The sequence below is a fragment of the Enterococcus sp. DIV0170 genome, assembly GCF_051710765.1.
GTDB lineage: Bacteria > Bacillota > Bacilli > Lactobacillales > Enterococcaceae > Enterococcus_A > Enterococcus_A raffinosus.
This window is the reverse complement of the sequence record NZ_JBIOLG010000001.1, coordinates 742,504-768,216: the sequence shown is the minus strand read 5'-3', so window position 1 is coordinate 768,216 and position 25,713 is coordinate 742,504. Positions and strand designations below refer to the sequence as shown.

General features: G+C 40.2%; 22 protein-coding genes. 7 read left to right on the top strand and 15 right to left on the bottom strand.

All coding sequences use genetic code 11. The features are described 5' to 3' along the window. The 9 genes from IGI50_RS03710 to IGI50_RS03670 form a co-directional block, all read right to left on the bottom strand. Window positions 1-930 carry a homoserine O-succinyltransferase gene (locus IGI50_RS03710; RefSeq protein WP_010746677.1) on the bottom strand — a complete coding sequence of 310 codons (930 nt, stop codon included), beginning with the start codon at window positions 928-930 and terminating at the stop codon, window positions 1-3. Window positions 931-933: 3 nt separating this feature from the next. Further along, window positions 934-2,205, bottom strand: a complete 1,272-nt coding sequence (locus IGI50_RS03705; protein ID WP_438776186.1) for an O-acetylhomoserine aminocarboxypropyltransferase/cysteine synthase family protein — start codon at window positions 2,203-2,205, stop codon at window positions 934-936. 599 nt (window positions 2,206-2,804) lie between these two features. Further along, entirely contained in the window at window positions 2,805-3,668 is an 864-nt protein-coding gene (gene thrB / locus IGI50_RS03700) for a homoserine kinase (protein ID WP_218256794.1), read from the bottom strand. Beyond that, window positions 3,665-4,723 (bottom strand): threonine synthase, encoded by a 1,059-nt coding sequence (thrC, locus tag IGI50_RS03695; RefSeq protein WP_438776185.1) that lies wholly within the window; start codon window positions 4,721-4,723, stop codon window positions 3,665-3,667. The genes thrB and thrC overlap by 4 nt, the downstream gene beginning before the upstream one ends. A 2-nt stretch (window positions 4,724-4,725) precedes the next feature. Further along, window positions 4,726-6,015 (bottom strand): homoserine dehydrogenase, encoded by a 1,290-nt coding sequence (locus tag IGI50_RS03690; RefSeq protein ID WP_218256792.1) that lies wholly within the window; start codon window positions 6,013-6,015, stop codon window positions 4,726-4,728. Window positions 6,016-6,142: 127 nt separating this feature from the next. Continuing rightward, the gene (locus tag IGI50_RS03685) at window positions 6,143-6,430 is read right to left on the bottom strand and encodes an ArsR/SmtB family transcription factor (protein ID WP_010746682.1); all 288 of its coding nucleotides are present in this window, start codon (window positions 6,428-6,430) and stop codon (window positions 6,143-6,145) included. A gap of 18 nt (window positions 6,431-6,448) precedes the next feature. Beyond that, on the bottom strand, window positions 6,449-8,173 hold the full coding sequence (locus IGI50_RS03680; RefSeq protein ID WP_438776184.1) for a phospho-sugar mutase: 1,725 nt from the start codon (window positions 8,171-8,173) through the stop codon (window positions 6,449-6,451). A gap of 145 nt (window positions 8,174-8,318) precedes the next feature. Next, entirely contained in the window at window positions 8,319-9,233 is a 915-nt protein-coding gene (trxB, locus tag IGI50_RS03675) for a thioredoxin-disulfide reductase (RefSeq protein ID WP_438776183.1), read from the bottom strand. 230 nt (window positions 9,234-9,463) lie between these two features. Continuing rightward, the gene (locus IGI50_RS03670; RefSeq protein WP_010740033.1) at window positions 9,464-9,682 is read right to left on the bottom strand and encodes a YneF family protein; all 219 of its coding nucleotides are present in this window, start codon (window positions 9,680-9,682) and stop codon (window positions 9,464-9,466) included. Window positions 9,683-9,984: 302 nt separating this feature from the next. On the opposite strand from IGI50_RS03670, the gene proB reads away from it, so the two are divergent. Both proB and IGI50_RS03660 read left to right on the top strand, forming a co-directional pair. After that, the gene (gene proB, locus IGI50_RS03665) at window positions 9,985-10,794 is read left to right on the top strand and encodes a glutamate 5-kinase (protein ID WP_218256790.1); all 810 of its coding nucleotides are present in this window, start codon (window positions 9,985-9,987) and stop codon (window positions 10,792-10,794) included. Then, the gene (locus IGI50_RS03660; protein ID WP_010746686.1) at window positions 10,787-12,037 is read left to right on the top strand and encodes a glutamate-5-semialdehyde dehydrogenase; all 1,251 of its coding nucleotides are present in this window, start codon (window positions 10,787-10,789) and stop codon (window positions 12,035-12,037) included. The genes proB and IGI50_RS03660 overlap by 8 nt, the downstream gene beginning before the upstream one ends. Window positions 12,038-12,232: 195 nt before the next feature. Here the strand turns inward: IGI50_RS03660 and IGI50_RS03655 are convergent, their stop codons facing one another. From IGI50_RS03655 to tyrS, 3 genes are all read right to left on the bottom strand, one after another. Then, entirely contained in the window at window positions 12,233-13,123 is an 891-nt protein-coding gene (locus IGI50_RS03655) for a deoxyribonuclease IV (protein WP_010746687.1), read from the bottom strand. A 23-nt stretch (window positions 13,124-13,146) separates the two neighbouring features. Beyond that, window positions 13,147-14,052 (bottom strand): AEC family transporter, encoded by a 906-nt coding sequence (locus IGI50_RS03650; protein WP_438776182.1) that lies wholly within the window; start codon window positions 14,050-14,052, stop codon window positions 13,147-13,149. A 96-nt stretch (window positions 14,053-14,148) separates the two neighbouring features. Further along, complete coding sequence (gene tyrS / locus IGI50_RS03645; protein ID WP_010746689.1) at window positions 14,149-15,411, bottom strand: tyrosine--tRNA ligase; 1,263 nt, start codon at window positions 15,409-15,411, stop codon at window positions 14,149-14,151. Window positions 15,412-15,744: 333 nt separating this feature from the next. On the opposite strand from tyrS, the gene IGI50_RS03640 reads away from it, so the two are divergent. The 4 genes from IGI50_RS03640 to IGI50_RS03625 all read left to right on the top strand — a co-directional run bounded on the left by IGI50_RS03640 (window position 15,745) and on the right by IGI50_RS03625 (window position 19,861). After that, on the top strand, window positions 15,745-18,132 hold the full coding sequence (locus IGI50_RS03640) for a transglycosylase domain-containing protein (protein ID WP_218256786.1): 2,388 nt from the start codon (window positions 15,745-15,747) through the stop codon (window positions 18,130-18,132). A gap of 134 nt (window positions 18,133-18,266) precedes the next feature. Next, a complete protein-coding gene (locus IGI50_RS03635; protein WP_010746691.1) occupies window positions 18,267-18,488 on the top strand; it encodes a DUF2829 domain-containing protein in 222 nt (73 codons plus the stop codon). Beyond that, window positions 18,485-19,237, top strand: coding sequence for a 3-oxoacyl-ACP reductase (locus IGI50_RS03630; RefSeq protein ID WP_438776181.1), 753 nt, complete (start codon window positions 18,485-18,487; stop codon window positions 19,235-19,237). The genes IGI50_RS03635 and IGI50_RS03630 overlap by 4 nt, the downstream gene beginning before the upstream one ends. A gap of 117 nt (window positions 19,238-19,354) precedes the next feature. After that, window positions 19,355-19,861 (top strand): QueT transporter family protein, encoded by a 507-nt coding sequence (locus IGI50_RS03625; RefSeq protein ID WP_010746693.1) that lies wholly within the window; start codon window positions 19,355-19,357, stop codon window positions 19,859-19,861. A gap of 33 nt (window positions 19,862-19,894) precedes the next feature. On the opposite strand, the gene treC is transcribed toward IGI50_RS03625, so the two are convergent. Both treC and treP read right to left on the bottom strand, forming a co-directional pair. After that, window positions 19,895-21,517 carry an alpha,alpha-phosphotrehalase gene (treC, locus tag IGI50_RS03620; protein ID WP_438776180.1) on the bottom strand — a complete coding sequence of 541 codons (1,623 nt, stop codon included), beginning with the start codon at window positions 21,515-21,517 and terminating at the stop codon, window positions 19,895-19,897. Window positions 21,518-21,532: 15 nt separating this feature from the next. After that, on the bottom strand, window positions 21,533-23,479 hold the full coding sequence (treP, locus tag IGI50_RS03615) for a PTS system trehalose-specific EIIBC component (RefSeq protein ID WP_438776179.1): 1,947 nt from the start codon (window positions 23,477-23,479) through the stop codon (window positions 21,533-21,535). Window positions 23,480-23,854: 375 nt separating this feature from the next. Here treP and treR point away from each other — a divergent pair, with 375 nt between their 5' ends. Then, the gene (treR, locus tag IGI50_RS03610; RefSeq protein WP_438776178.1) at window positions 23,855-24,577 is read left to right on the top strand and encodes a trehalose operon repressor; all 723 of its coding nucleotides are present in this window, start codon (window positions 23,855-23,857) and stop codon (window positions 24,575-24,577) included. Between the two features lie 46 nt (window positions 24,578-24,623). On the opposite strand, the gene ccpA is transcribed toward treR, so the two are convergent. Beyond that, window positions 24,624-25,628 (bottom strand): catabolite control protein A, encoded by a 1,005-nt coding sequence (gene ccpA, locus IGI50_RS03605; RefSeq protein ID WP_010746697.1) that lies wholly within the window; start codon window positions 25,626-25,628, stop codon window positions 24,624-24,626. Window positions 25,629-25,713: the final 85 nt, after the last annotated feature.

The following is a 25,713-nucleotide window of genomic DNA, read 5'->3' as shown; positions in this document are numbered from 1 at the left end:
TCAAATTGATCTCAGCTTTCTTTCTTTTTGCAGTTCACGGATTCTCTCTAACTGATAAGGCGTCATTTGATACACATCATTCAACCAATTGTGATAAAACAGGTGTGCTTGCGCGCGCCAGTAATTATAAATTTTCCCATTCTCGTAGTAATTTGCTGGTTTTGCCGTATCTATCCCACGATCATGGTCTCGTAAATATTCTTTTTCCAACGTATCGGTGGCATATTCAAAATGACCCATCAAAAAAACATCGTGTTCATCATCCGATATTAAAATAGCAGACCGTTCTTCTTCATCCTTCGCGATTACTTTGATTTTTCTTTGACGTACTTGTTCTTCATTGATACCGGTATATCGAGACTGCGGCATCCAAAAGCGATCATCAAATCCTCTGAATAAACGAAAATGATGTTCGATGTCCTGCTTATAGATCCCAAACAACTTTTCCTTAAATGGAACCTTCTCAACGCCAAAATGATGGTACAGACCTGCTTGCGCTCCCCAACAAATATGCACGACAGACGTCACTGAAGTTTGGCTCCAATCCATGATTTCAACCAATTCCGGCCAATAGTCTACTTCTTCAAAAGCCAGTTGTTCGACCGGAGCCCCCGTGATAATCAATCCATCATAACAAGTATCCTTTATTTGTGAGAAGTCCAAATAGAATTTGTCGAGATGGGTTTTACTAGTATGTTTGTGCTCATGACTAGCCACTTTTAAAAAATCTACGTCAATTTGTAAGGGGCTTTGGCTAATCAAACGCAGTAAATGAATTTCTGTATCGATTTTATTTGGCATCAAATTTAAGATTAATAGTTTTAATGGACGAATGTCCTGATGTTCCGCACGAGAATTGTCAATTGCAAAAATATCCTCCGACTCTAACACTGATTTCGCTGGAAAATCAGGCTCTAAACGAATGGGCATGGTTTATCCCTCCAATTTATCAAAAGCCTGTTGCAAGTCAGCAAGAATATCCTTTACATTTTCAATGCCGCAAGATAATCGAACAAGCCCTGGTGAAATCCCTGCTTGCTGCAATTCTTCATCCGTCAATTGGCGATGAGTCGAAGTCGCCGGATGCAAAGCGCAGGTTCGAATATCTGCCACGTGAACCTCTAACGAAACAAGGTTTAAGGCATCCAGCCATTTTGCAGCCGATTCTTTTCCACCGGAAAATTCAACAGAAATAACTCCGCATAACCCGTTTGGTACATACTTTTGCGCCAGCTCATAGTTTTCATCGTTTTCTAAACCAGGATAAAAAACATTCTTTATCGCCTTTTGTTCTGACAAATATTTCGCTACTGTCATCGCATTTTGATAATGACGATCCATACGAATTGGTAATGTCTCCATCCCAAGATTCAATAGGAATGAATTTTGCGGTGACGGCGTGGCTCCTAGGTCCCGCATTAATTGAACACGAGCTTTGGTGATATAGGCCGCCTGACCAAATTTTTCAGTATAAACAATGCCGTGATAAGTTTCATCAGGTTCAGAAAGCTGTGGGAACTTACCATTGTTCCAATCAAATGTTCCGCCATCTACGATTACTCCACCTGTTTGCACAGCATGACCATCCAAATACTTAGTTGTACTATGAATGACAATATCTGCCCCAAAATCAATCGGACGACAAAAATATGGTGTAGCAAAGGTGTTGTCGATGATAAATGGAATATCTAGTTCTTTTGCCACTGTCGCAAATTTTTCCTGATCCAGTACTTTTACAGCCGGATTCGCGATCGTTTCGCCGAAAATCGCTTTAGTATTTGGTTTTGCCGCCTTCAGTATTTCTTCTTTTGAAGCGTCTTGATCAATAAAGGTCACTTCGATGCCCATTTTTCTGAAGGTGTGAGCGAACAAATTATAGGTGCCGCCGTAAATATAGCTGGACGAAATCAAATGATCTCCCGCTTCTAAAATATTTAACACTGCATAAAAAGTTGCCGCTTGACCGGAGGATGTACATAGAGCACCCACACCGCCCTCTAACGCAGCAATCTTCTCTTCTACGGCACCAGTCGTTGGGTTCGCTAATCGTGTGTAAAAATAGCCCGCTTCTTCCAAATCAAACAATTTCCCAATTTCATCAGTAGAATCATAGGCATAGGTCGTACTTTGGACAATCGGTAATACCCGCGGTCCTCCATTTTCTGGCTGATACCCAGCATGTAAACATTTTGTTTCAAATTCCATTATTCTTCCTCCTCATTTGAAATAATATAGTCAATAAATAAAACTTAAATTAAACGTGATTGGGTGATACAAATATGATTCCACTAATCTGCTAAAGTTCGCAGTCGACTCAGGATTCAGAGGGACTATAAATTTCTAACAAAATTTATCCTTAGCTTCGTCGAACTATCATTCTACTAAACATTCTGTTCAATAATTTCAATAACTATTGAGTTCTCCAGCTCAAACAACGTGAACTGCAAAAGTAGAACTGACAGCTAGCTCGATTTAGAAGAACTATTTTTTTCAAAGAGCAGAAAAAAATAGTTTTATTCTCATACGCATACGATTCCACTAACCTGCTAAAGCAGGAAGTGCAACTCGCAAAAACTCCCGTCTTTTCATATCTGAAAGGACGGGAGTGCCGTGGTACCACCTTAATTTATCAGTCCCTCACAAGACTGAACTTTTGTCGTATTGCTACGAACTGCTATAACGGGCATTCCCGTGTCATATGACAATTGCTCCAAGGCCATCTTCCAACGAATCGCTGCTGCTTCTTCTCAGTTAACGAAGCTCTCTGTCAAGTCCGATCTGCTGTACTCTTCTCTTCTACGCAATTAAAATATTTGAACGCCTTCTTTTTCGACTGAAAGCACATCAATTAGTGCTTCATGGTCAAATGCCTTTAAAGTTTTCACCAATTTTTCTGTATTTTCAGGCGGTGTTAAAACAAGCACCGTTGGGCCCGCACCACTTAAAAAGCTGCCATATCCACCATAAGCTTTGCAAAACTCACGGATTTTTTTCAAATGAGGCACGAGATGCTGGCGATGACTCTCATGCAAAATATCTCGTTCCATCATCTTTCCAGCTAATGGCAAATTACCATTTAGAACAGCCGCAATCATCACATTCCCGATTGAGCTGGCTTTGACAGCATCGCGATAAGACATTTCCTTTGGTAAAACCGCACGACTTTCCGAAGTCAATAACTCGTGATTTGGAATAAAGGCAATTACATCACAATCAGGAAATGTATGTTTTACAAAATTCACCTCATTGTTGTTATAGCTCGCAACGACAAAATCGCCACAGATTGCTGGTGCGACATTGTCTGGGTGTCCTTCGATTTTTGTTGCATAGGACACTTTTTGCTGTGGCGTCATTCCTAAATTCCCTAACCGATTGGCTAGTTCGATGCCGGCTACTACAACGGAGGAACTGCTCCCTAATCCACGAGCGATAGGAATATCTGAAGTCATAGTAATTTTATGCGGCGTTAGCTTAGGAGCCAAATCTAAAGCTGTTTGAATTAACAGATTTTTTTCATCTGAAGGAATGGCACTTCCTAATTGATGATCAATCTGCCACTGTTTTGTTTCAGGACCTATATCAATAGTCAAATATTGTGACAACGCGATCCCGCAGGAATCAAAGCCGGGACCTAAATTGGCACTCGTTGCTGGGACGCGGATTTTCATAGTGCGGCCACTCCTTCACGTAAGTGTCGGCGCATATCCTCCAAATCACTCATCTTGTTAATCTTAATATCTGTTTCATTGATTGCCGTATCCGGATCCTTCAATCCATTTCCAGTGAAGACCGTTACCACCGTCTCACCTGGTTTGATTCGGCCATTTTTCACATGTTGGATTACCCCGGCAAGAGAAGCTGCAGAGCCTGGCTCAACAAATACGCCTTCTTGGGCTGCAACCTTTCGATAAGCATTAAGAATTTCTTCGTCTGTCACTGAATCGATATAGCCTTTTGATTCATCTCGAGCAGCTTCAGCCAGTTTCCAGCTAGCAGGATTTCCAATACGAATGGCAGTCGCTACTGTTTCTGGTGCTTCGATAACCTCACCTTTTACAATCGCTGCGGCCCCCTCTGCCTCAAATCCATGCATACGTGGCAACGTTGTCCCTTTTTTCTCATGCCATTCTTTGAACCCTTTCCAATACGCAGAAATATTTCCAGCATTCCCGACAGGAATCGCCAAAACATCTGGCGCTTGTTCCAATTGTTCACAGATTTCAAAAGCAGCCGTTTTTTGTCCTTCCAAACGGTAAGGATTTACCGAGTTTACTAAAGCCACTGCTTCAGTTTCAGCAATATCACGTACGGCTTTTAACGCCTCATCAAAGTTTCCGGGAATTGAGATAATATCCGCACCATAGGCAATCGCTTGAGCTAATTTACCCATAGCGATTTTTCCGTCTGGAATTACGACATATGCTTTAATACCAGCACGCGTTGCGTAGGCGGCAGCAGCAGCACTTGTATTTCCCGTTGATGCACAAATAATCGCTTTTGCTCCATCTTCTACCGCTTTCGCTACAGCCATCACCATGCCCCGATCTTTAAATGAGCCTGTGGGGTTTAAACCTTCGTACTTCCCATACAAAGTAATTCCCAACTCTTTTGAAAGATTCTTTAAAGGAATCAACGGTGTATTTCCTTCTGCTAAGGCAATTTGAGGTGTCTTATCTGTAATTGGTAAATACTCTTTATATTGTTTTAATAGACCTTCGTACATGCTTATTCCCCCATAACTTTCATCAATGATATCAATTTGTAGCTGGTTTTTTCTTTAATTTCCTTTTGAACGGTATTCATCTTTGTCTCTGATGTTTCATGTGTGATCAAGACAACCCGTGCAGTCTCACCATCACCTTTTTCCTGAACGACTTGTTCAAATCCTACTTTTGTCTCTGTCATGATCTCAGCCAGCTTCAAGAATTGACCCGGCTCATCTGGCATTTCTAAAGATAAAAAGTATTTACTGATATTGTCACTCGGTGATGTTAATTTCGTTGGTTGGGTATAGCCAGTAAAACGATGCCCTACAGTATTCTTTTTCATCTTATTCACAATCGTCATCAAATCAGCCACAATGCTGGTCGCCGTAGGACGTGCACCAGCACCTGGTCCATAATACATAGATTCGCCAATCCCTGAACTTTTAACAAAAACAGCGTTCATCTCATTGTGAATAGAAGCAAGTGGATGCTCATGCGGAACTAAAATAGGACCGACTTCAACTGAAATCGTATCGTCCTTTTTGATTGTCGATCCAATAAGCTTGATCGTATAACCAAGCTGATCAGCTAAAGTAACATCTTCAGCGGCCAAACCGCGAATTCCCTTGATCTTAACTTGATCCATCGTAATAGACATCCCAAATGCAAACTTACTTAAAATGACCATTTTATAAGCAGCATCAATTCCGTCCACATCATTTGTTGGATCACTTTCTGCAAAGCCAAGCTCTTGCGCTTCCTTCAAGGTTTCATCATAAGTGCGTTGCTCCTGCACCATTTTCGTCAACATGTAATTGGTCGTTCCATTGACGATACCTAGAACTTCGGTAATATCATCTGCAGCCAAACTATTAGCAATCGTTCGTAAGATCGGAATCCCACCAGCAACACTGGCTTCATAATACAAATTCCGTTGCTGCTCTCGTGCAAGATTTACCAATTCACTGCCATGCTGCGCCAATAAATCCTTGTTTGCGGTCACAACATTTTTCCCCGCCAATAACGCTTTTTTAATGAAGGTCTTAGCCGGCTCGATACGACCCATTACCTCCACAACAATGGAAATTTCAGGATCATTTAGAATAGAATCGAGCTCAGTAACCAATTCCAAATCATATTTCTCTGCTAAGGCGCTTTTATCTTCCTCTGGTCGGATCAAGGCTTTTGTTACAACCAAGGGACCGCCGATACTTTTTTCAATTTTATCTCGATGATCTGACAAAATTTCCAAGACACCAGTACCTACTACACCTAAACCTAATAGACCTACCTTGACTGCTTTTTCCATAATCCGCCTCCACTAAATTACATTCGTATTAAAAGTAATTTCATCATATTCTAATAGTTAGCTATCAGTATAACAAAATTTCTGCAAAAAAAAAGAGCTTTTCCAAAAATTTTGGAAAAGCTCTTTTTTATTGGTGCAGGACGTGTCGGAAGGTTTGCTCTAAAACATCAAGGACGTGTTGATCATCCAGACTGTAGAGCATAGCCTTGCCGTCACGACGCGCTTTGACTAAACGGTTGTCACGTAATAATTTTAATTGATGAGAAACAGCAGATTGTTCCATTGCTAGCGTATCGCTGATTGATGAAACATTCCGCTCTCCCTCTTTTAGAAACATCAAAATTTTTAACCGTGTCGGGTCACTCAAAATTTTAAAAAATTGGCTGACCGCTTGAAATTCTTCGTGTTCCTTCATTTATAGCCCTCATTTACTCTATTCGGCAATTTTGCGGATCGCTTTTTCATAAGTTGCAATTTTTTCTGCAGCGGCATCATGGGAGTCGCCTTTTACACCGATATAGAATTTGATTTTTGGTTCTGTACCAGAAGGTCGAACGGCAATCCAAGTTTCATCTGCCAATGTGTATTTCAAGACATCTGAAGCTGGCATATCGATCGCGGTTTCATTTCCTTCAGCGTCAATAGCTTTAGACACTTTGAAGTCTTCAGTCAGGGTAACTGCGACATCTGCGAATGCTTTTGGTGCCTCGTTACGTAAATTACCCATAATCGTTTTGATTTGTTCAGCTCCCTCAGCACCGCTCAAGGTAACAGAGATGGTTTTTTCTGCATAATACCCGTACTCTTCAAAAATATCCTGTAAGCCGTCATATAAAGTTTTACCCTGTTTTTTATAGTAAGCTGCTACTTCAGCTAGTAGCACTAATGCTTGAATCGCATCTTTATCGCGGACAAAAGACTTAATCAAATAGCCATAGCTTTCTTCAAAGCCAAACATGAATGTTTGCGAGTTGTCATCTTCATATTGTTGGATTTTTTCAGCGATAAACTTGAATCCAGTCAGCACATCTACCATCTTCACGTTATAAGAATCCGCGATGGTTGTCGCTAATTCACTTGATACGATTGATTTTAAAACAACTGCATTAGCTGGTAAAGTTCCCGCTTGTTTATGTGCCTCTAAAATATAACGAATCATAATCGCGCCAATTTGATTTCCTGTCAATACTTGATAACGGCCATCAGGCAAACGAACAGCAGCGCCTAGTCGATCGGCATCAGGATCCGTTGCGATCAACAAGTCAGCCCCTTCTTGTTCTCCTAGCTTAATGGCATATTCAAAGGCTGAATGTTCTTCTGGATTTGGTGATTTTACTGTAGAGAAATCTGGATCAGCGATTGCTTGTTCTGGTACTAAAACAAATTTTTCGAAACCTGCTTGCTTCAAGGCTTTTTCACCCAACATTTTCCCAGTACCATGTAATGGCGTGTAAACTAATTTTAGTTCTTTGCCCATTTCATCAATCAATTCTTGGTTGATGGTTACTGATTTGATCTCTTTCAAGTATTCTGAGTCCACTTCATCACCAATAATATTGATCAGTCCGCTGTGTTCAACCTCTTCATCCGCTAAAACTTCAACTTCTAATGGGTTTTCTACAGCACGTACAAACTTCGTCAATGCATCTGCATCTTCTGGCGGCATTTGCCCACCATCTTCGCCATAGACTTTATAGCCGTTATATTCTGCTGGGTTGTGAGAGGCCGTAATCATAATTCCTGTAAAGGCATTTTCAAAACGAACAGCAAAAGACAACTCTGGTGTTGGACGTAAACTTTCAAATACAAATGATGGAATATCGTGTTTGGCTAATGTTTTTGCCGCTTCCATCGCGAACTCTGGTGACATGTGGCGTGAATCATACGCAATTGCTACACCACGACGTTTAGTCTCGGGATCTTGTGTATCCATAAAACGCGCCAATCCTTCAGTTGCTTGACGAATAGTAAAAATATTCATCCGATTGACACCTGGACCTAATACTCCGCGCATCCCTGCCGTTCCAAATTCTAGTTGTTTATAAAACGCATCTTTTTTCAACTCTGGGTCTTTACCTAGGTCTTGTAATTCTTTACGCATTTTTTCATCTAATTTATCTGAATCAATCCATTGCTCATAAACTTGTTCCCAAGACATGAAACACACCTCTTTCAAATTTTTCTTACCATTTAAGTATACCATTACTGTTATATTCGGCAAAGAAAACTTGCATTTGGTCGTGCCTAAAAGCCCGTATTTTTTCTAAAAAAGAGGAAGACACGATTGGCCTTCCTCTCCCTGATTAATTTTGTGCTTCGATGTACTTATAAACTTGTTGTCCAGCGATTCCACCTTCACCGACAGCAGTCGTGATTTGGCGTAAATCTTTTTCACGGGCGTCACCAATAGCAAAGACACCAGGAATTTTTGTCTTCATTTCATGATCGGTTTCAATCCAGCCAGCGGCATTTGTAATCCCGCTATTCTTAAATGGCTCAGTTAGTGGTTCCAAACCAACATAAATAAAAGCGCCATCTGCAGGTTCTAAATGAACCTCTCCAGTTTTCACATTGCGGATTTGAGCCCCTGTAACAACCATGTCGTTGCCGACGATTTCATCCACTACACTATCCCAAATAAATGAAATTTTCTCATTAGTAAAGGCACGATCTTGAATAATCTTTTGCGCCCGTAATTCATCGCGGCGATGTACAATGACCACCTCAGAAGCAAAACGAGTTAAATAAATCGCTTCTTCAACTGCTGAGTCCCCTCCACCGACAACAATCAAGCGTTTATTGCGGAAAAATGCACCATCACAAACTGCACAATAAGAAACTCCTCGTCCTGCAAAGGATTCTTCTCCTGGCACACCTAATTTACGATGGACACACCCTGTTGCAACAATGATGGTCTTGGCTTGATAGCTTTTATCTTCAGTAATTACTTCTTTGTAGTCTCCATGATCCTTGATGTCCTGAACGATTCCATAAGCATTCTCTGTACCGAATTTCGTGACACCATCATACATTTTCATTGCAAGCTCAGGTCCCATGATTGATTCAAAACCAGGATAATTTTCAACTTCAGCGGTATTGTTCATTTGTCCGCCTGGTGCGCCACGTTCAATCAAAAGAACTTTTAAGTTTGAGCGTGAAGCGTATAAGGCTGCGGTCATCCCTGCTGGACCCGCACCGATAACTATTACATCATACATTCAGTCATTCCCCCATTCGGCTTAACTTTACATCCAAGTGTTTATTCTGTCGACAAATCTGCTTACTAAATGTAACCTTCCTTATTTTCTTCATAATAAGGATTGGGAAATTCTCACATTTATTATGCTGACTCATTGTCGAGATTTTTGAATGATACCTGATACACCTCTCTGAAGACATCAGGTCAAAAAAGAAGGGCAATCATCCTGCGACGATTGTCCTTGCAAAATTATTGTTGATTTTTCATTTGCTGCATCATTTGACGAACTTTTTTCTCTGAAGGCTTTTGACCCATCGACATCATCATCTGACGTAACATATCCTCGTTGATTGGAGGATTCTTTTTGAAATAGTCTTGCATATATTTACGAGCTAAGAAGAAACCGCCGACAGCACCTAATAGTGCAGCGATTACTGCGATCAATACTACGATTCCAGTTGATACCATTTTCACCGCTCCTTTCCTGACACATTCTCATACATTTTACTAAAAGATTCTCCAAAAGAAAAGACGTTTTAAGAAACTTCAAATCTGTCTGTGTAAATTTAGTGCAATCTTATTCATTGGTTGAGACGCGACCCTTTTTTTGTCTACTAACTAAAAAAATTGGACAGGCGTTCTCTCGCTAATTTGAAGAAAAAAGTGAAAATACTCAATTATTTTTAAATAAATGATGAAATATTGATTAGAATATGCTAAAATGCAAAACAATATCTTCCTCGCTGGTGGCTAAGTGAAGAGGTGTAAGTATGAGAGAGTTTTTAAAATCTGTAAATCGGATTGTTGTAAAGATCGGAACAAGTTCTTTGATCCATCCAAACGGTAAGATCAATTTGGATGGTATTGATCAATTAGCATTTGTACTCACCGATCTACGCAATCAAGGAAAAGAAATACTATTAGTCTCTTCTGGCGCTATTGGTGTCGGCATGGACAAGCTTCATATCCCAGAACGTCCACGGGAGATCCCTGTACAGCAAGCAGTCGCAGCTGTAGGACAATCAGAGCTGATGCACATCTATAATCAGCGTTTTTTAGGCTATAGTCAACAAACGGCTCAAGTGCTGTTAACGCGAGACGTAGTAGATTTTCCAGAAAGTCGAAAAAATGTAATTAACACCTTGGAGCAGCTTCTTTCGATGGGCATCGTTCCAATCATAAATGAAAATGATACTGTAGCTGTGGACGAAATGGATCACACGAGAAGATTTGGTGATAATGATGAATTATCAGCAATCGTTGTACAATTAATGGATGCGGATTTGTTAATTATGCTAAGCGATATTGATGGGTTCTATTCTGATAACCCATCAAAGAATAAACAGGCCATTCTCTACTCCACTATCTCCACAATCAACCAAACACTGATGGACCAAGCAGGTGGAGAAGGAAGTCGCTTCGGAACAGGCGGCATGGTCAGCAAATTGAAGGCCGCTCAACGAATCTTAGACGTAAAAAGCGCGATGGTCTTGGCAAATGGAAAACCTCCCAGAATAATTTTTGATATTTTAGCAGGCGTAGAAGTCGGAACATTATTTAAGGAGGGACAACATGAATAACTTAATGATCAGCTTAGGAGAAAAGAGTAAAAAAGCCGCGCAAGAGCTAAGTCAACTGGAGACCAGCAAGAAAAATGACTGTCTACTACAGATGGCAATCGACTTAGAGAACAGTAAAACCACGATACTACAAGCAAATCAGCAAGATCTGAAGCAAGCGAAGGAAAACGGCATTCCAGAACCGCTGATGGATCGTTTGCGCTTAACCGACGATAGAATCCAAGAAATGGCTGAAGGAATCCGCCAAGTAGCGGCTTTAGCGGATCCAATCGGCGTCGTAGAAAAAATGTGGCGTACCGAAGATCAGCTAATGGTGGGACAACAGCGTGTGCCATTAGGTGTAATCGGGATCATCTTTGAATCGCGACCAAATGTAACAACCGATGCGGCTAGTTTATGCTTCAAGTCGGGAAATGCAGTAATATTACGCGGCGGCAAGGAAGCCTTCTACTCAAACCAAGCCCTAGTAAAGCTCATGCAGAAAACTTTACAAAATAAACAATTAGACATTGGGATGATCCAGTTCGTCAATGACACTTCTCATGATGTAGCAAACGAAATGATGCGGTTAAATGATTATCTGGATGTCTTAATTCCTCGAGGCGGAGCTGGTTTGATCCAACGTGTTAAAAATAGCGCTACTGTCCCTGTAATCGAGACAGGAACAGGGAACAATCACGTATATGTGGATAATGCAGCGCAATTAGATATGGCCAGCGATATCGTCGTGAATGCGAAAGCACAACGTCCTTCAGTATGCAACGCAATCGAAACCTTACTGGTTCATGAAGACATTGCCTCGGAATTTCTGCCAATGATCGAAAAAAATTTGATTTCACACGGTGTATCTTTACGTGCCGATTCGAACGCTTTGTCTTATTTAACACAAGCGTCCTTAGCAACTGAAGAAGATTGGGCAACAGAATTTCTAGATTATATCTTGGCGGTTAAAGTCGTTGCCTCCATCGATGAGGCAATTGAACATATCAATCGTTACAATTCGAAGCATTCAGAAGCGATAGTAACGGATAGTTATCACAATGGACAAAAATTCTTAAAAGAAGTGGATGCGGCGGCTGTATATATCAATGCCTCTACTCGCTTTACCGATGGCTTCAAATTTGGTTTTGGAGCAGAAATCGGGATTTCTACACAAAAGCTTCATGCACGTGGTCCGATGGGCTTAGAACATTTAACTTCCAGTAAATATATCATTTATGGAGATGGGCAAATTAGAGAATAAAATACTATAAAACTAACAAAGGAGCTGACCCAAAAGTCTTTTAAACTTTTGGGTCAGCTCCTTCTCGCGAATAAACGACGACTCATAAGTAGCGTCTTCGGAAATAAACCGAAAATTCACAAAAATTTGAGGAACAACTTCCGGAATTCCCTTATTATTTCTTGACACTGAACACTTATGAGTCAGCCTCGTTGATTATTGTGCCTGAATTTTTTCTAATAAATCGGGATCAAATTTACCAGCTTTCAGCATAGCAATTTCAAATCCATAAGGCGCCTGTTGATTTTTTTTGTCTTCTCCAACATAAGGTGTTTCTAAAATTTTTGGCAATTCTTTCAATTTTTCATGGTGAACGATGGCATTCAATGTATCAAAACCAATTGTTCCGAAGCCAATATTGGCATGGCGGTCCTTGTGAGAACCCATTGGATTTTTCGAGTCATTTACATGGATCACCTTCAAGCGATCCAAGCCAATCACCCGATCGAACTCAGCCAACACTCCGTCAAAATCATCCTTCACATTGTAGCCTGCATCATTGGTATGACAAGTATCAAACGTCACCGAAAGTTTCTCGTTCAACGTGACCCCATCAATAATGTATGCGAGCTCTTCAAACGTTTTTCCTAATTCAGTTCCTTTACCCGCCATCGTTTCCAGAGCAATTTGCGCTTTTTGATCTTTAGTAAGTACTTCATTTAATCCTTTGATAATTTGATCAAGACCCGCTTTTTCACCTGCTCCCACGTGAGCGCCTGGATGTAAGGTGATTTGCATCGCACCTAGAGCCTCTGCCCGCATGATTTCATCACGTAAAAATTGAACGGCAAAAGGAAACATCTCTGGCTTTTTCGTATTGCCTAAATTAATGATATACGGCGCATGCATGACAATATTCGACAATCCTTGTTCCTTCATAAATTCTTTCCCAGCCGGAATATTCATCTCATCTACTGGTTTACGACGCGTATTTTGCGGCGCTCCACTATAGATCATAAAGGTTGACGCATCATAACTTGCCGCTTCTTGTGCTGCACCTAGCAGCATTTCTTTTCCCTTCATACTTACATGAGAACCAATTAACATAAAAAACCTCCATCTGTTTTTCTTTATAAAAATAGTAACAAGCCTGTCATCAACGGCAAGCTGATCAGGAAACTGAGAGACGAAGTGAACCCTACTACCTCCGCCCGCATTCCCGCAGCAACACTATTGATAACAGCAAACGTCGGAATTGGCCCGACAGATACGAGACATAAAACGATTTTGATCATCATTGGAATCGGCAGCAGCATAAAAACAACAGCTAATAAGATTCCTGAAGCATATTTGATGACTAAAACACGCAGAACTAAAGACAAATCTTTTTTTGGCAAGCGTAATTCTAAAAACAACCCAATCATAAACATTGATAAAAATGTATTTGCACTAGCAATTGGCTGCGCAATTTGAAATACCGCTGGAGGGAGATCCATCTTTACCATTCGGAAAAAGAGCATGATCAAATAGCATAAAAAAGGAACTGACCTGCCCAAACGACCAAGAACCATTTTTGCAGATGGCCGTTGTCCATTGCTTCCACTAATCCCTTCAATCACAACATTTGAACCGCCAGCTAACATCACACTATTTCCAATATCGAAAAAGGATAGAATAGGAATCGCCAGCGGCATAAAACTTTGAACAAAAGGAATCGCAAAATTCCCAATATTATAGCCGGAAACACTATACATCAAAAATTCTCGTTCTACTTGTTCTTGCTTTTTTGAGAAAAAATGACCAATGATTATCATTACAAGATTCAATACTAATCCTGCAGCAATCAGTAACAATAGCTGATTTTTTACTTCCAAGGATTGCAAATTGACAATGATTGCCGCTGGTAGTGTAACATTGACAACAATTTTTGAAATCGTTGTTCCATCGGCTTTTATCAATAAGTTTAATCGTTTTGTTAAATAGCCTATCAAAATAATAACAAATAATCCCAACGAGTTTAATAAAACTGCTCTCACACACTCACTCCATCCGCTATCTAAAACGCTTACCGCCTATTACATAGAAAGAGGATTGCTCCAAAAAAATTGGTACAATCCTTTTTCTACTAACAATTAAAATTGTAAAACAAAGTACTTTTTCTTGCCACGACGAATAACGATATATTCATTTGACAATTTGTCTTGATCACTTAGTGTGTAAGCCACATCTTGTACACGATCTCCATTGATATAGATCGCTCCATTGTTAATGTCTTCTCGCGCTTGGCGTTTAGATTTTTCAATTCCTGCGGTCAATAGAATCTCCACAAGATTCAAATCATCCTCCGCTTTAACTTGGTAGCTAGGCACGTTTTTAAATCCTTGTTTGATTTCATCCGCAGTTAAGTTCTTAACATCTCCGCTAAATAACGCTTCAGAAATATGAACAGCCTGATTGTAGGCTTCCTCTCCGTGAACCAATACAGTAACTTCTCTGGCTAACGCTTTTTGAGCCGCACGTTGTTCAGGTGCCGCAGTAAATTCTTTTTCAATTGCTTCGATTTCTTCTAAACTCAAGAAAGTAAAGTATTTCAAGAATTTCACCGCGTCACGGTCATCTGTGTTGATCCAGAATTGATAAAATTCATACGGTGATGTCTTTTCTGGATCTAACCAAACCGCATTTCCTTCAGTTTTACCGAATTTCGTACCATCCGCTTTTGTGATCAATGGCATTGTTAAACCGAAAGCCTGTTTTCCTTCTTCGCGACGGATCAACTCAATTCCTGAAGTGATATTTCCCCATTGGTCGCTTCCGCCTAATTGTAATAAACAACCATAACGTTTATTCAATTCATAAAAATCGTAGGCTTGGAGCAACTGGTAAGCAAACTCCGTGTAAGAAATCCCTGATTCGATACGACGTTTCACACTTTCCTTACTCATCATGTAGTTGATGGTGAAGTTTTTCCCTACATCACGTAAAAAGTCGATCAATTTTAATTCGCCTAACCATTCATAATTGTTAGCAACAATCGCTGGATTTTCTTTATTTTCGAAGTCAATAATACCAGAAAGCTGATTCTTGATACTTTGAGACCAGCTTTGAACAGTATCCAAGGTATTCAATTGACGTTCCGCATCTTTAAATGAAGGGTCTCCAATCATTCCGGTACCACCGCCAACTAATGCGATAGGAACGTGTCCGTTTTGTTGGAAACGACGCAACGTCAAAATCGGTAATAGATGACCTATATGCAGGCTGTCAGCCGTCGGGTCAAAGCCGATATATAGTTTAACAGACTCTTCATTTAATTGTTTTTCTAGGGCTGCTTCATCTGTTACTTGAAAAATTAAGCCACGGGCTTTTAGTTCTTGGAAAAAGTCTGAATGCATGTTTTATCCTCCTAATACATTTTGATGTCCCTTATTTAACAGGGGAACATTTCTTCATTACGCATATCATCTTCAAATGATTTATACTTTCCCATATTAACTGAAAAAAGGCGGAAATAAAAGCTATTCGCTAGATTTAATTCGAACTTCTTCAGGAATAAAATCCAAGCTCAAATCAGGTGAGACAATCAATATAATAATGTTTGTTTTGTTTTACTTAACAATTAGTTGAAGTTTTGATTACAAACATTGCATCCGCTTGTTAATAGAAGTAAAACTTTGCTATAATTCAACAGATAATTAAAATGAATAGAATCTAATGAGGTGGACTTTTTGGCTCACAAGAAAAAAATAAATAAGCAACCGAAAAAGAGCAGCAAAAGTAAGGCAAGACCGGCTCTTGGTGGACCTTTCGCGCTTAACGTTTCATTGCGAGTGGTTAAATCACTGCTGCTCGGCTTAATCGTTGTGCTCTTTTTAGGCGGCATGCTAGTCGTCGGAATCGGTGCTGGGTATTTTGCGCATCTTGTCGAAGGGACGCCAACGCCTACAAAATCTGAAATGAAGCAAAAAGTCGGAGACATCGCGGAATCGTCTAAGCTTCTCTATGCGGATAACCAAGAACTGGCGACAATTCAAGCTGATCCCATTCGTGAAAAAATAAACTCCGATGAAATCTCCCAATGGGTGAAAAAAGCTCTTGTAGCTACTGAGGATGAAAACTTTTATGAACACCACGGAGTCGTTCCAAAAGCTGTTGTACGCGCCTTACTGGGTGAAGTTGTAGGCTTTGGAGCTGGATCGGGTGGCTCCACACTTACGCAGCAATTGATCAAGCAACAAGTTTTGACAAACGAAACCTCTTTTAAGCGAAAAGCGAATGAGATTGTTTTGGCTTTAGACTTGGAGAAATACTTGAGCAAGGATGAGATTTTGACAGCCTATCTAAATGTTTCTCCTTTTGGTCGGAATAACAAGGGGCAAAACATTGCTGGGGTCGAAGAAGCTGCAATTGGAATTTTTGGGGTTCACGCCAAAGATTTGAACCTGCCGCAATCCGCATTTATTGCTGGGTTGCCACAAAGCCCGATCGTCTACAGTCCTTACACCAATACGGGCGATTTGAAACAAGACTATTCTCTTGGGATGGCACGGAAAGACGATGTTCTTTTTAATATGTACCGTGAACAAATGATTTCTAAAAAAGAATACGAAGACGCAAAAAAATATGATCTAGCAAAAGATTTCCAAGCGCGACAGGACGTCGAGGTTCAGCAACACGGCTTCTTATATTACACGGTTTATAATGAGGCAATTAATATTGTAGCCAAACAGCAAGCTAAAGAAGATGGTGTGAGCGATGCAGATTACAATAAAGAAGATGTACAAAATCGCTACATTGAACAAGCGAAAGTTAAGATGCAAAATCAAGGCTTAGTAGTAAAATCAACGATTGATAAAAATATCTATGATGCAATGCAATTAGGTGTCGCCGAATATGGACAATACTTAGATGACGGCTCTGGCGCAACAGTAGAGCCTGGTACAGTGATGATGGATAATAAAACCGGTCGTATCTATGGCTTCGTCGGCAGTCGAGATTACAATACCAATCAAAACAATCACGCCTTCGATACCGCACGACAAGCTGGTTCCTCTATCAAACCCGTTTTAGTTTATGGACCTGCTATTGATCAAGGGCTACTAGGAAGTGCATCACGTATCGCTGACTTCCCAATGAAATACCAACATGGTGAAAACGCCGGCAAGGAACTAGGTAATGCAGAAAACAAAGGGTCTAAGACTTTTCAAACAACACGGCAGGCACTTGTTGAATCAACTAATATTACGTCCTATCATGTTTACCAAGACTTGTTAACAAATAAAGGCTCTGACCAGTTTGCATATGATAATTACTTGAAGAAAATGAATTATCCATCCTCTAATACTTGGGGGGTAGAATCTGCACCACTAGGAACGACTAATGTCACAACTTTAACAGAAGTAAATGGTTTCCAAACCTTAGCAAATGGTGGGGTTTATCAACAGGGCTACTTGATTGACTCAATCACTGACAGTACAGGAAAAGAAATCTACAAACACAAAGAAGCTCCTGTTCAGGTTTATTCTAAAGCAACAGCGTCAATTATGAATGACCTGATGCGCAGTGTCATAAACGAGCAGCATACAACGCCATTCAAAACGATCTTAAGTGGTGTGAATTATCAATTGAGCACAGCCGATTGGGTCGGGAAAACCGGTACCACTGATAATTATGCGGATAATTGGTTGATCGTCTCTACACCGTCCATTACATTAGGAACATGGACTGGACGAGATGATAACAAACCAATGAATGACGGAGCTGGAAATCGGACAGCAACCTACATGGCTTACCTTGCTGGTCGAATTTATCAAGTAAATCCGAATGTCTTCGGTGAAAATGAAGAGTTTGAGTTGTCTGATGATGTAAAACAAATCAAAGTTTCAGACTTTACTGGATTAAAACCTGGAAAAGTTAGTCACGACGGTACAAATTATCAAGTGCCAAGTGGAGAAGCAACCTCTCTTTGGGCAAAGGATGGTCCTGGCGACAATACTTATGAATTTGGTATCGGCGGAACCGACGATGACTACAAAACATATTGGAACACACGTAATAAAGTCAATGCCAAAAACAAAGAGGATAAAGAAGACGAAGAAACAAAAACAGATGATTAATCACCGAAAAAGACCTCTCCTTTTACTGGAGAGGTCTTTTTCGGTGATGGCTCCTCTCTTCGTCTTCTTGTAGCTCCTCAAACTTTTTGGTATTCTACCAAAAGAAAACGAAAATTTAGATGGAGGAAATATCAATGACATTTGAAGAAATTTTACCTGAACTAAAAAAAGGGGCAAAGATTATTCGTGAAGGTTGGGGCGGATTCGAATTGTACGTAACCCTAGTGGAAGGAGACGTATTTGATGGTTCGCCCGTTACCCCTTACTTTTTGATCAAGACCGCTGATGAAGGGTTCTCCAGCTTCGCACCGACCGTTTGTGATATTTTGGCAGAAGATTGGAAAATCGTCGAATGATGGCGATGGATTTCTCAAAAAAAGTAGTGTTTATTACTGGCGCTGCTTCAGGGATCGGGGCTGCTCAGGCACAAGCGTTTTTGACTACTGGTGCCTATGTTTTTGCCTTTGATCAGCAAAAACAAGAGATGCTGACTTTGCAAACGAACTACCCTGAACATTTTGCTTTCTTTATTGGCGACGTTCGCGAAAAAATAGCTTTGAAGAAAGCGATAAGAAAATGTCATGAACATTTTGGTACTGTGAACATTTTGTTAAATACAGCAGGCGTATTGGATGATTATTTGCCGTTGCATGATACAGACGAAGAACTATGGTCAAACATATTAACTACGAATCTTAACAGCATGTTCAACCTAACAAAATTATTACTGCCAGAGCTATTAGAGAATCAAGGGACTATCATTAACATGGCTTCAATTGCTGGACTTGTCGCTGGTGGCGGAGGGATTGCGTATACTACTAGTAAACATGCGATTGTCGGCTTTACTAAGCAGCTTGCTTTAGACTATGCTGCCAAGGGGCTTCACGTCAACGCTATCGCTCCTGGAGCCATCAATACGCCTATGAATCAGGCTGATTTTGCCGGTGACGGCCAAATGGCAAAATGGGTCGCTGAGGAAACTCCTGTTAAGCGTTGGGCCGATCCTAAAGAAGTCGCTTATGCGACATTATTCTTAGCGAGTGATGAGACTCGTTATATGCAAGGAAATATTTTACCTATCGATGGTGGCTGGCTTTTAAAATAGCTTGCAATTTTTTCTAAATAATCTAAGATAAGTACTAGCGAGAATTTCGCACTGTGACACTTCAATCCTTTGGTCGCAGTTATTAACGAGACGATGTCTTGTAAAGGAGAATGAAAAATGAATCTTGAAAAAAGTTCAGCACAACGCTGGACCACCACCGACACGGCAAAAATGGCCGTCGTGACAGGGCTGTATGTCGCTGTCACCATCGTTTTATCCGTTATTAGTTTTGGCGCGATCCAGCTCCGTGTAGCGGAAATGTTCAACTACTTACCTCTTTTCAACAAGCGATATACGATCGCTGTGACGCTAGGTGTCGCGATTGCCAATTTGGCATCCCCATTAGGGATTGTAGATGTAGCATTAGGGAGTGTCTCTACGTTGATCGTTTTGTTGATATGTCGGGGAATTACTCGAAAAGTCACAAATCTTAAGAAAAAAATGATTATCACAGCATTCCTCTTTGCCTTTTCGATGTTTACGGTAGCAGGACAATTAACGTTCTTCTATCAGGCGCCATTTTTACTTAATTGGCTGATTATCGGTTTAGGTGAATTACTTTCTATGTCACTAGGCGGTATAATCATTTATTTGATAAATAAACGAATAGACTTAACTAAATAGAAACGCGTGAGCACATTTTGCTCACGCGTTTTTTTAACAATAAATAGCGATGGATTGATACGGCTTCAATGTGATTTCTTGACCCTTTGTATCACTATCATAGTTACTGATTAATACTTCGCCCTTTTGAAATTCATCAGGCAGATCAATTGTTGTTTCCTGTGGAAAGAAATTATTAAGCACAAGAAGTCTACGATCCTCATAGCTACGGATATAGCTGTAAATTTGCGGATGATCAGGTAAAAAAGCTTCATAACTTCCTTCCGCAATGATCGGATATTCTTTCCTCAATTTGATCAATCGTTGATAATAATTAAAGATAGATCCCTCCTGCAGCTCCTTCGCCACATTGATATCATTAGCCGTATTTCCTAGTGACAGCCACGGATCAACCGTTGAAAAGCCACTATATTCTCCACTATCCCACTGCATCGGCGTTCTTGAATTGTCCCGCGATTTTGCTTTGACAATTTTAAAGGCTTCCTTTTCTGATGTTCCTGCTAATAGCAATTCTTGATACGCATTTAGGCTTTCCACATCTGCATATTTTTCCATAGAATCAAAATCTGGATCGAGCATTCCGATTTCTTCTCCCATATAGATATATGGCGTCCCCCGATTCAAATGAATCGAACTAGCCAGCATTTTTGCGCCAGCTACACGATAGTTATCCACATCCGTAAACCGATTCAACGCTCTTGGCTGATCGTGATTATTCCAAAAAAGAGCATTCCATCCGTTCTCTTGGCTCATCTGCGTTCCCCAAGTATGAAACAATTCTTTTAGTCGAGTAAAATCAAATGGCATTTGTGTCCACTTCTTACCGTCTTTATAATCAACTTTTAAATGATGGAAGTTAAAGGTCATGTTTAATTCTTCGCGCTCAGGTTGGGTGTACAAAATACAGTTTTCCACTGTGGTAAAACTCATTTCACCAACGGTAATCATATCTGTCTCTTTCCCAAAGGTTGCCTGATTCATCATGTGGATAAAGTCGTGATTAATCGGACGATCTGTGTAGGCGGGTTTTCCATCATTCTCTGCACAATCTTTTAAAACTTCATCTTTGCCGATTAAATTGATCACATCGAATCGAAACCCTTTTACACCTTTTTCCATCCAAAAACGGATAACTTCAAATAATTCTTCGCGTACTTCTGGATTTCGCCAATTTAAGTCAGCTTGTGTTTTATCAAATAGATGCAAATAGAATTTACCAGTCTCTCCAAATGGAGCCCAAGCATTTCCACCGAATTTAGAAACCCAATCCGTTGGCTCATCCCGTAAGATAAAGTACTCTTGATATTTTTTATCACCAGCCAATGCTTTTTGGAACCATTCATGCTCTGTCGAGACATGATTGAAAACCATATCCAGCATTACTTCGATACCATGTTCTTTTGCGGTAGCAATTAGATTTTCAAAATCACTCATGGTTCCAAACATTGGATTAATCGCTGTATAGTTCGCTACATCGTACCCATTGTCCTTTTGAGGACTTGGATAGATTGGGCTCAACCAAATCATATCGACCCCCAAACGTTTCAAATAGGGAATTTTTTGCTTGATACCTGGTAGATCCCCGATGCCGTCCTGATTTGTATCCAAAAAAGATTTGGGATAAATTTGGTAGATGACTTTTTCTTTAAAACTCATTTTGTCCTCCAGCTTCTATAATTCTGTCGCTAATAAAATTTTCTCTGCACTTGTTACAGGGGCTTCCTGAATCAATGGATCCACTTGAAAGTCGGTTGAATTTGTTACGATAATCGGTGTTTGCACCTCATATCCAGCTGACTTGATGGCCTCTACATCAAACTCCATTAAAAGCTGACCTTTTTTGACACTGTCTCCTTGCTGTACATGACTGGTAAAATATTTGCCGTCTAATTGTACAGTATCAATCCCAATATGAATCAATACCTCTGTTCCCTCTGTACTAACTAAACCGATAGCATGCTTTGTTGGAAACAACAAACTAATTTGACCATCAAAGGGTGCAACTAATTTTCCTTCACTCGGGTCAATCACAACCCCTTGTCCCATCATTCCCTCTGCAAATACCGGATCTTTTGCACTGCTTAAAGGATGAAGCATTCCAGCAATTGGCGAAAACAACTCAACAACAGAACCCGTTTTCTTAACAGACTCATTGCCCAATGTTGGCACATTTTCTTCTTCGATCCGATCAATTTTATTGAACAAACCGATCCGACGGAAAGTCAGTGTCAAAAGGAATGGGACAGCAACCGCGATTACCATTCCAATCGCAAAGATCGGATAGTCTTGCGGGCGAATCGCTAGAATCCCTGGAAGTCCGCCGACACCAATTGATAATGCCCGAACCTTGAATAACGTTACGAACAAGCCTGCGATCCCACTACCGATCATCGCCGCGATAAATGGATAGGTATATTTTAAGTTGATCCCAAACATCGCCGGTTCCGTAACACCCAACCAAGCAGAGATCACTGATGGAATAGATACCTGTTCTTCTTTTTTATTTCCACGATGAGCAAAAACTATCGCTAAAACAGCCGCCCCTTGAGCAATATTGGATAAACAGATCATTGGCCATAAGTTAGTCGAACCAAAGTCGGCAATTAATTGTGAGTCTATCGCTAATGTCGTATGATGCAACCCAGTAATAACCAGAGGCGAATATAGCGCTCCGAATACTCCGCCAAATAACCAGCTAAAGCTAGAAGTTAGACCCGCATTTACTACAGCAGAGATCGCTGTTCCGATTTTCCAACCGATAGGACCTAAAATAATATGAGCAGCCAAAATCGTTGGAAGCAATGAGAAAAATGGAACGAAAATCATTGAAACAGCCTCAGGAATATGTTTCCGGAAAAAGCGTTCTAGGTAAACTAGTAGAAACCCTGCCAGCATTGCTGGAATAACTTGGGCTTGGTAACCGATCTTATCAACAGTGAAAAAGCCAAAGTCCCATGTCCAGTTCTTTGCAATTTCTGCCGCTGTCGTGCCGTTAACTGAATAGGCATTTAACAATTGTGGCGAAACTAATGTGATCCCAAGAACGATCCCTAAGATTTCAGTCGCACCCATTTTACGAGCAATACTCCAAGTAATCCCGACTGGCAAGAAGTGAAAAATCGCTTCACCTGGCAACCATAAGAACCCATTGACACCGTTCCAAAATGTAGAGGCTTCAACAATTGTTTGACCATTCAGCCATCCCATTGGTACGGCTTCCAAAATATTACGAAATCCTAAAATCAAACCGCCGACAATAATTGCTGGTAATAAAGGGGTAAAAATTTCTGCTAAAACAGTAATGGCGCGTTGGACTGGATTTTGATTTTGTTTGGCCGCCGATTTTGCGGCTTCTTTCGAAACACCTTCTACTCCGGAAACAGCAACAAACTCATTGTAAAAAACGGCTACATCGTTTCCAATAATTACTTGAAATTGTCCAGCATTAGTAAACATTCCTTTAACACTTGGAATCTCTTCGATTCGCTCCTCATCTGCTTTTTTTGGATCATTTAGCACAAAGCGCATCCGAGTAGCACAGTGGGTAACCGCAGAAATATTTTTCTTTCCACCAATGGCTGCCAGCAGGTCCTTTGTATCCTTTTCATATTTTCCCATCTTTTTTCCCTCCGAATAAATTTAACTTGTATGGATAAGTTCAGCTGATAGGTTTACTATAATTGGTTTGAACATTTTTGTAAATCGCTTACATCCGACGCTACGAAGTGTTTATTAGAGAAATTTAATTTTAATGGACGATAACAAATTTTATTAATGATTAATCAGTCTTATAGTTACCAACAAGTTGGTAAGAAAGCAAACAAGCTTCTCTTAAAATAAGAATTTACTCATTTTATTCATCCAAAACCCAAAGAAAACGTTTTACTTGTAATTATTTTCTTTGTATAATGGAATCACATATACGGACAAGTTGTGTTTATCTATTTCCAGCACTGATAGATTAGTGAACGAATTGGATAAAAGGAGGGCAAAATGAAAAATTATGAGGTGATTTACCAAGCAATCGAACGAGGAATTTTAAAAGGCGTTTATGAAGCGGGTTCTTATTTGCCTAGTGAAAACAAATTGCGTCAAACCTACCATGTATCACGCGATACGATTCGCAAAGCCTTGTCTCTTTTGATGGCTAATGGCTACATTCAAAAAATTCAAGGTAAAGGTTCACTTGTTTTGAAGCGAGAGCAACTGCGATTTCCCGTTTCTGGTTTAACGAGTTACAAGGAACTCCAAAATTCTTATGGCTATGACAGTAGTACGGACGTTATTAGTTTAAAAAAAATTGTGATTAATGAAAAGGAAGCACGTGTGACTGGATTTGAAATCGGGGCTGTCTGCTGGGAATTGATTCGTACACGAGCGATCGACCAGAAAAAAGTAATACTTGATAAAGACCTATTACTGACGACAGTTGTGCCTGAGCTAGATACTGAAATCGCAAAGGATTCCATTTATCGCTACTTTGAAAATCAATTGGGGTTGAATATCGCTTTTGCTGAAAAGGAAATCACGATTGATGCCCTGACTGATGAAGATCGAGAACTATTGGATCTTAATCAGCATGATATCAATATTGTTTCAGTAAAAAGTCGAGTATTTACTAGTGATGCTCGGCAATTTCAATACACAGAAAGTCGTCACCAGGTGGATAAATTCCGCTTTTTCGATTTTGCACGACGACACCCTTCAACAATGTAACCCGATGAAAAAGGCTGTGCCAAATTTGGCACAGCCTTTTTTCATATTATTGCTTCGTTGATCCTTTTTCGAAGATACCATGTGGCAATTCGATTGTTTTTTGTTCAATGTCTTCTTTGTTCATCATTTTTGTTAACAGACGCATCGCAACGGCACCGATATCATACAATGGTTGAGTCACACTGCTTAGACGCGGACGTGCCACTTCTGTCAGCAATGAATCATTGCTTGTGATGATTTCGAAGTCTTCAGGAACTTTCACGCCTTTATCAATCAAGCCGTCTAATAAACCGATAGCTAATTCATCATCAGTCACATACGCTGCTGTTGCACCACTATTTAAGATACGATCAGTCAATGCTAATCCTTCTTTAAAGTTATAAGGCGCTTCAAAGATCAGCCCTTCATTGTAGTCTAAACCATTTTCAGCCAATGATTCTTTATAGCCGCCCATACGAGCTTGACCATTAATCGCGTCAATCAACGCTCCGCTGATGAAGGCAATTTTCTTATTGCCATGTTTTGCTAATAAATCAATAGATTCTTTAGTTGCTGCTTTGTAATCAATGTTTACACTACCCACTTGTTCATCTGGATCAATTGAACCAGCTAAAACGATTGGTGTCTTTGAACGTGAAAATTCTGCACGAATTTCATCAGTAATACGATGACCCATGAAAATTACACCATCTACTTGTTTCGCTAATAAATTATTTAATACATTTACTTCTTTTTGCGCTTCGCCATCTGAGTTCGCTAGGATGATATTATATTTGTACATTGTAGCAATATCATCAATTCCTCGTGCTAATGACGCAAAAAACATATTGCTGACGTCTGGGATGATTACACCGACTGTTGTTGTTTTCTTGCTTGCTAGTCCTCGTGCGACAGCATTTGGGCGATAATCTAGACGCTCAATAACTTCTAACACCTTTTTACGTGTTGTAGGTTTTACATTGGGGTTGCCATTGACTACACGAGAAACGGTTGCCATTGAAACATTTGCTTCACGGGCAACATCATAAATCGTAATTGTTTGCTTTTCCATGGATATGCTCCTTTTTTTGTTTTCAGAAAATATCATTTACATTTCTAAAAGATAATAGCACGTTGTTTCATTGATTGCAACCGTT

Bases quoted from the DNA above. Each gene is read 5' to 3' on its own strand.
- IGI50_RS03710 (WP_010746677.1), bottom strand. From the start codon at position 930: ATGCCCATTCGTTTAGAGCCTGATTTTCCAGCGAAATCAGTGTTAGAG.
- IGI50_RS03705 (WP_438776186.1), bottom strand. From the start codon at position 2,205: ATGGAATTTGAAACAAAATGTTTACATGCTGGGTATCAGCCAGAAAAT.
- thrB (WP_218256794.1), bottom strand. From the start codon at position 3,668: ATGAAAATCCGCGTCCCAGCAACGAGTGCCAATTTAGGTCCCGGCTTT.
- thrC (WP_438776185.1), bottom strand. From the start codon at position 4,723: ATGTACGAAGGTCTATTAAAACAATATAAAGAGTATTTACCAATTACA.
- IGI50_RS03690 (WP_218256792.1), bottom strand. From the start codon at position 6,015: ATGGAAAAAGCAGTCAAGGTAGGTCTATTAGGTTTAGGTGTAGTAGGT.
- IGI50_RS03685 (WP_010746682.1), bottom strand. From the start codon at position 6,430: ATGAAGGAACACGAAGAATTTCAAGCGGTCAGCCAATTTTTTAAAATT.
- IGI50_RS03680 (WP_438776184.1), bottom strand. From the start codon at position 8,173: ATGTCTTGGGAACAAGTTTATGAGCAATGGATTGATTCAGATAAATTA.
- trxB (WP_438776183.1), bottom strand. From the start codon at position 9,233: ATGTATGATGTAATAGTTATCGGTGCGGGTCCAGCAGGGATGACCGCA.
- IGI50_RS03670 (WP_010740033.1), bottom strand. From the start codon at position 9,682: ATGGTATCAACTGGAATCGTAGTATTGATCGCAGTAATCGCTGCACTA.
- proB (WP_218256790.1), top strand. From the start codon at position 9,985: ATGAGAGAGTTTTTAAAATCTGTAAATCGGATTGTTGTAAAGATCGGA.
- IGI50_RS03660 (WP_010746686.1), top strand. From the start codon at position 10,787: ATGAATAACTTAATGATCAGCTTAGGAGAAAAGAGTAAAAAAGCCGCG.
- IGI50_RS03655 (WP_010746687.1), bottom strand. From the start codon at position 13,123: ATGTTAATTGGTTCTCATGTAAGTATGAAGGGAAAAGAAATGCTGCTA.
- tyrS (WP_010746689.1), bottom strand. From the start codon at position 15,411: ATGCATTCAGACTTTTTCCAAGAACTAAAAGCCCGTGGCTTAATTTTT.
- IGI50_RS03635 (WP_010746691.1), top strand. From the start codon at position 18,267: ATGACATTTGAAGAAATTTTACCTGAACTAAAAAAAGGGGCAAAGATT.
- IGI50_RS03630 (WP_438776181.1), top strand. From the start codon at position 18,485: ATGATGGCGATGGATTTCTCAAAAAAAGTAGTGTTTATTACTGGCGCT.
- IGI50_RS03625 (WP_010746693.1), top strand. From the start codon at position 19,355: ATGAATCTTGAAAAAAGTTCAGCACAACGCTGGACCACCACCGACACG.
- treC (WP_438776180.1), bottom strand. From the start codon at position 21,517: ATGAGTTTTAAAGAAAAAGTCATCTACCAAATTTATCCCAAATCTTTT.
- treP (WP_438776179.1), bottom strand. From the start codon at position 23,479: ATGGGAAAATATGAAAAGGATACAAAGGACCTGCTGGCAGCCATTGGT.
- treR (WP_438776178.1), top strand. From the start codon at position 23,855: ATGAAAAATTATGAGGTGATTTACCAAGCAATCGAACGAGGAATTTTA.
- ccpA (WP_010746697.1), bottom strand. From the start codon at position 25,628: ATGGAAAAGCAAACAATTACGATTTATGATGTTGCCCGTGAAGCAAAT.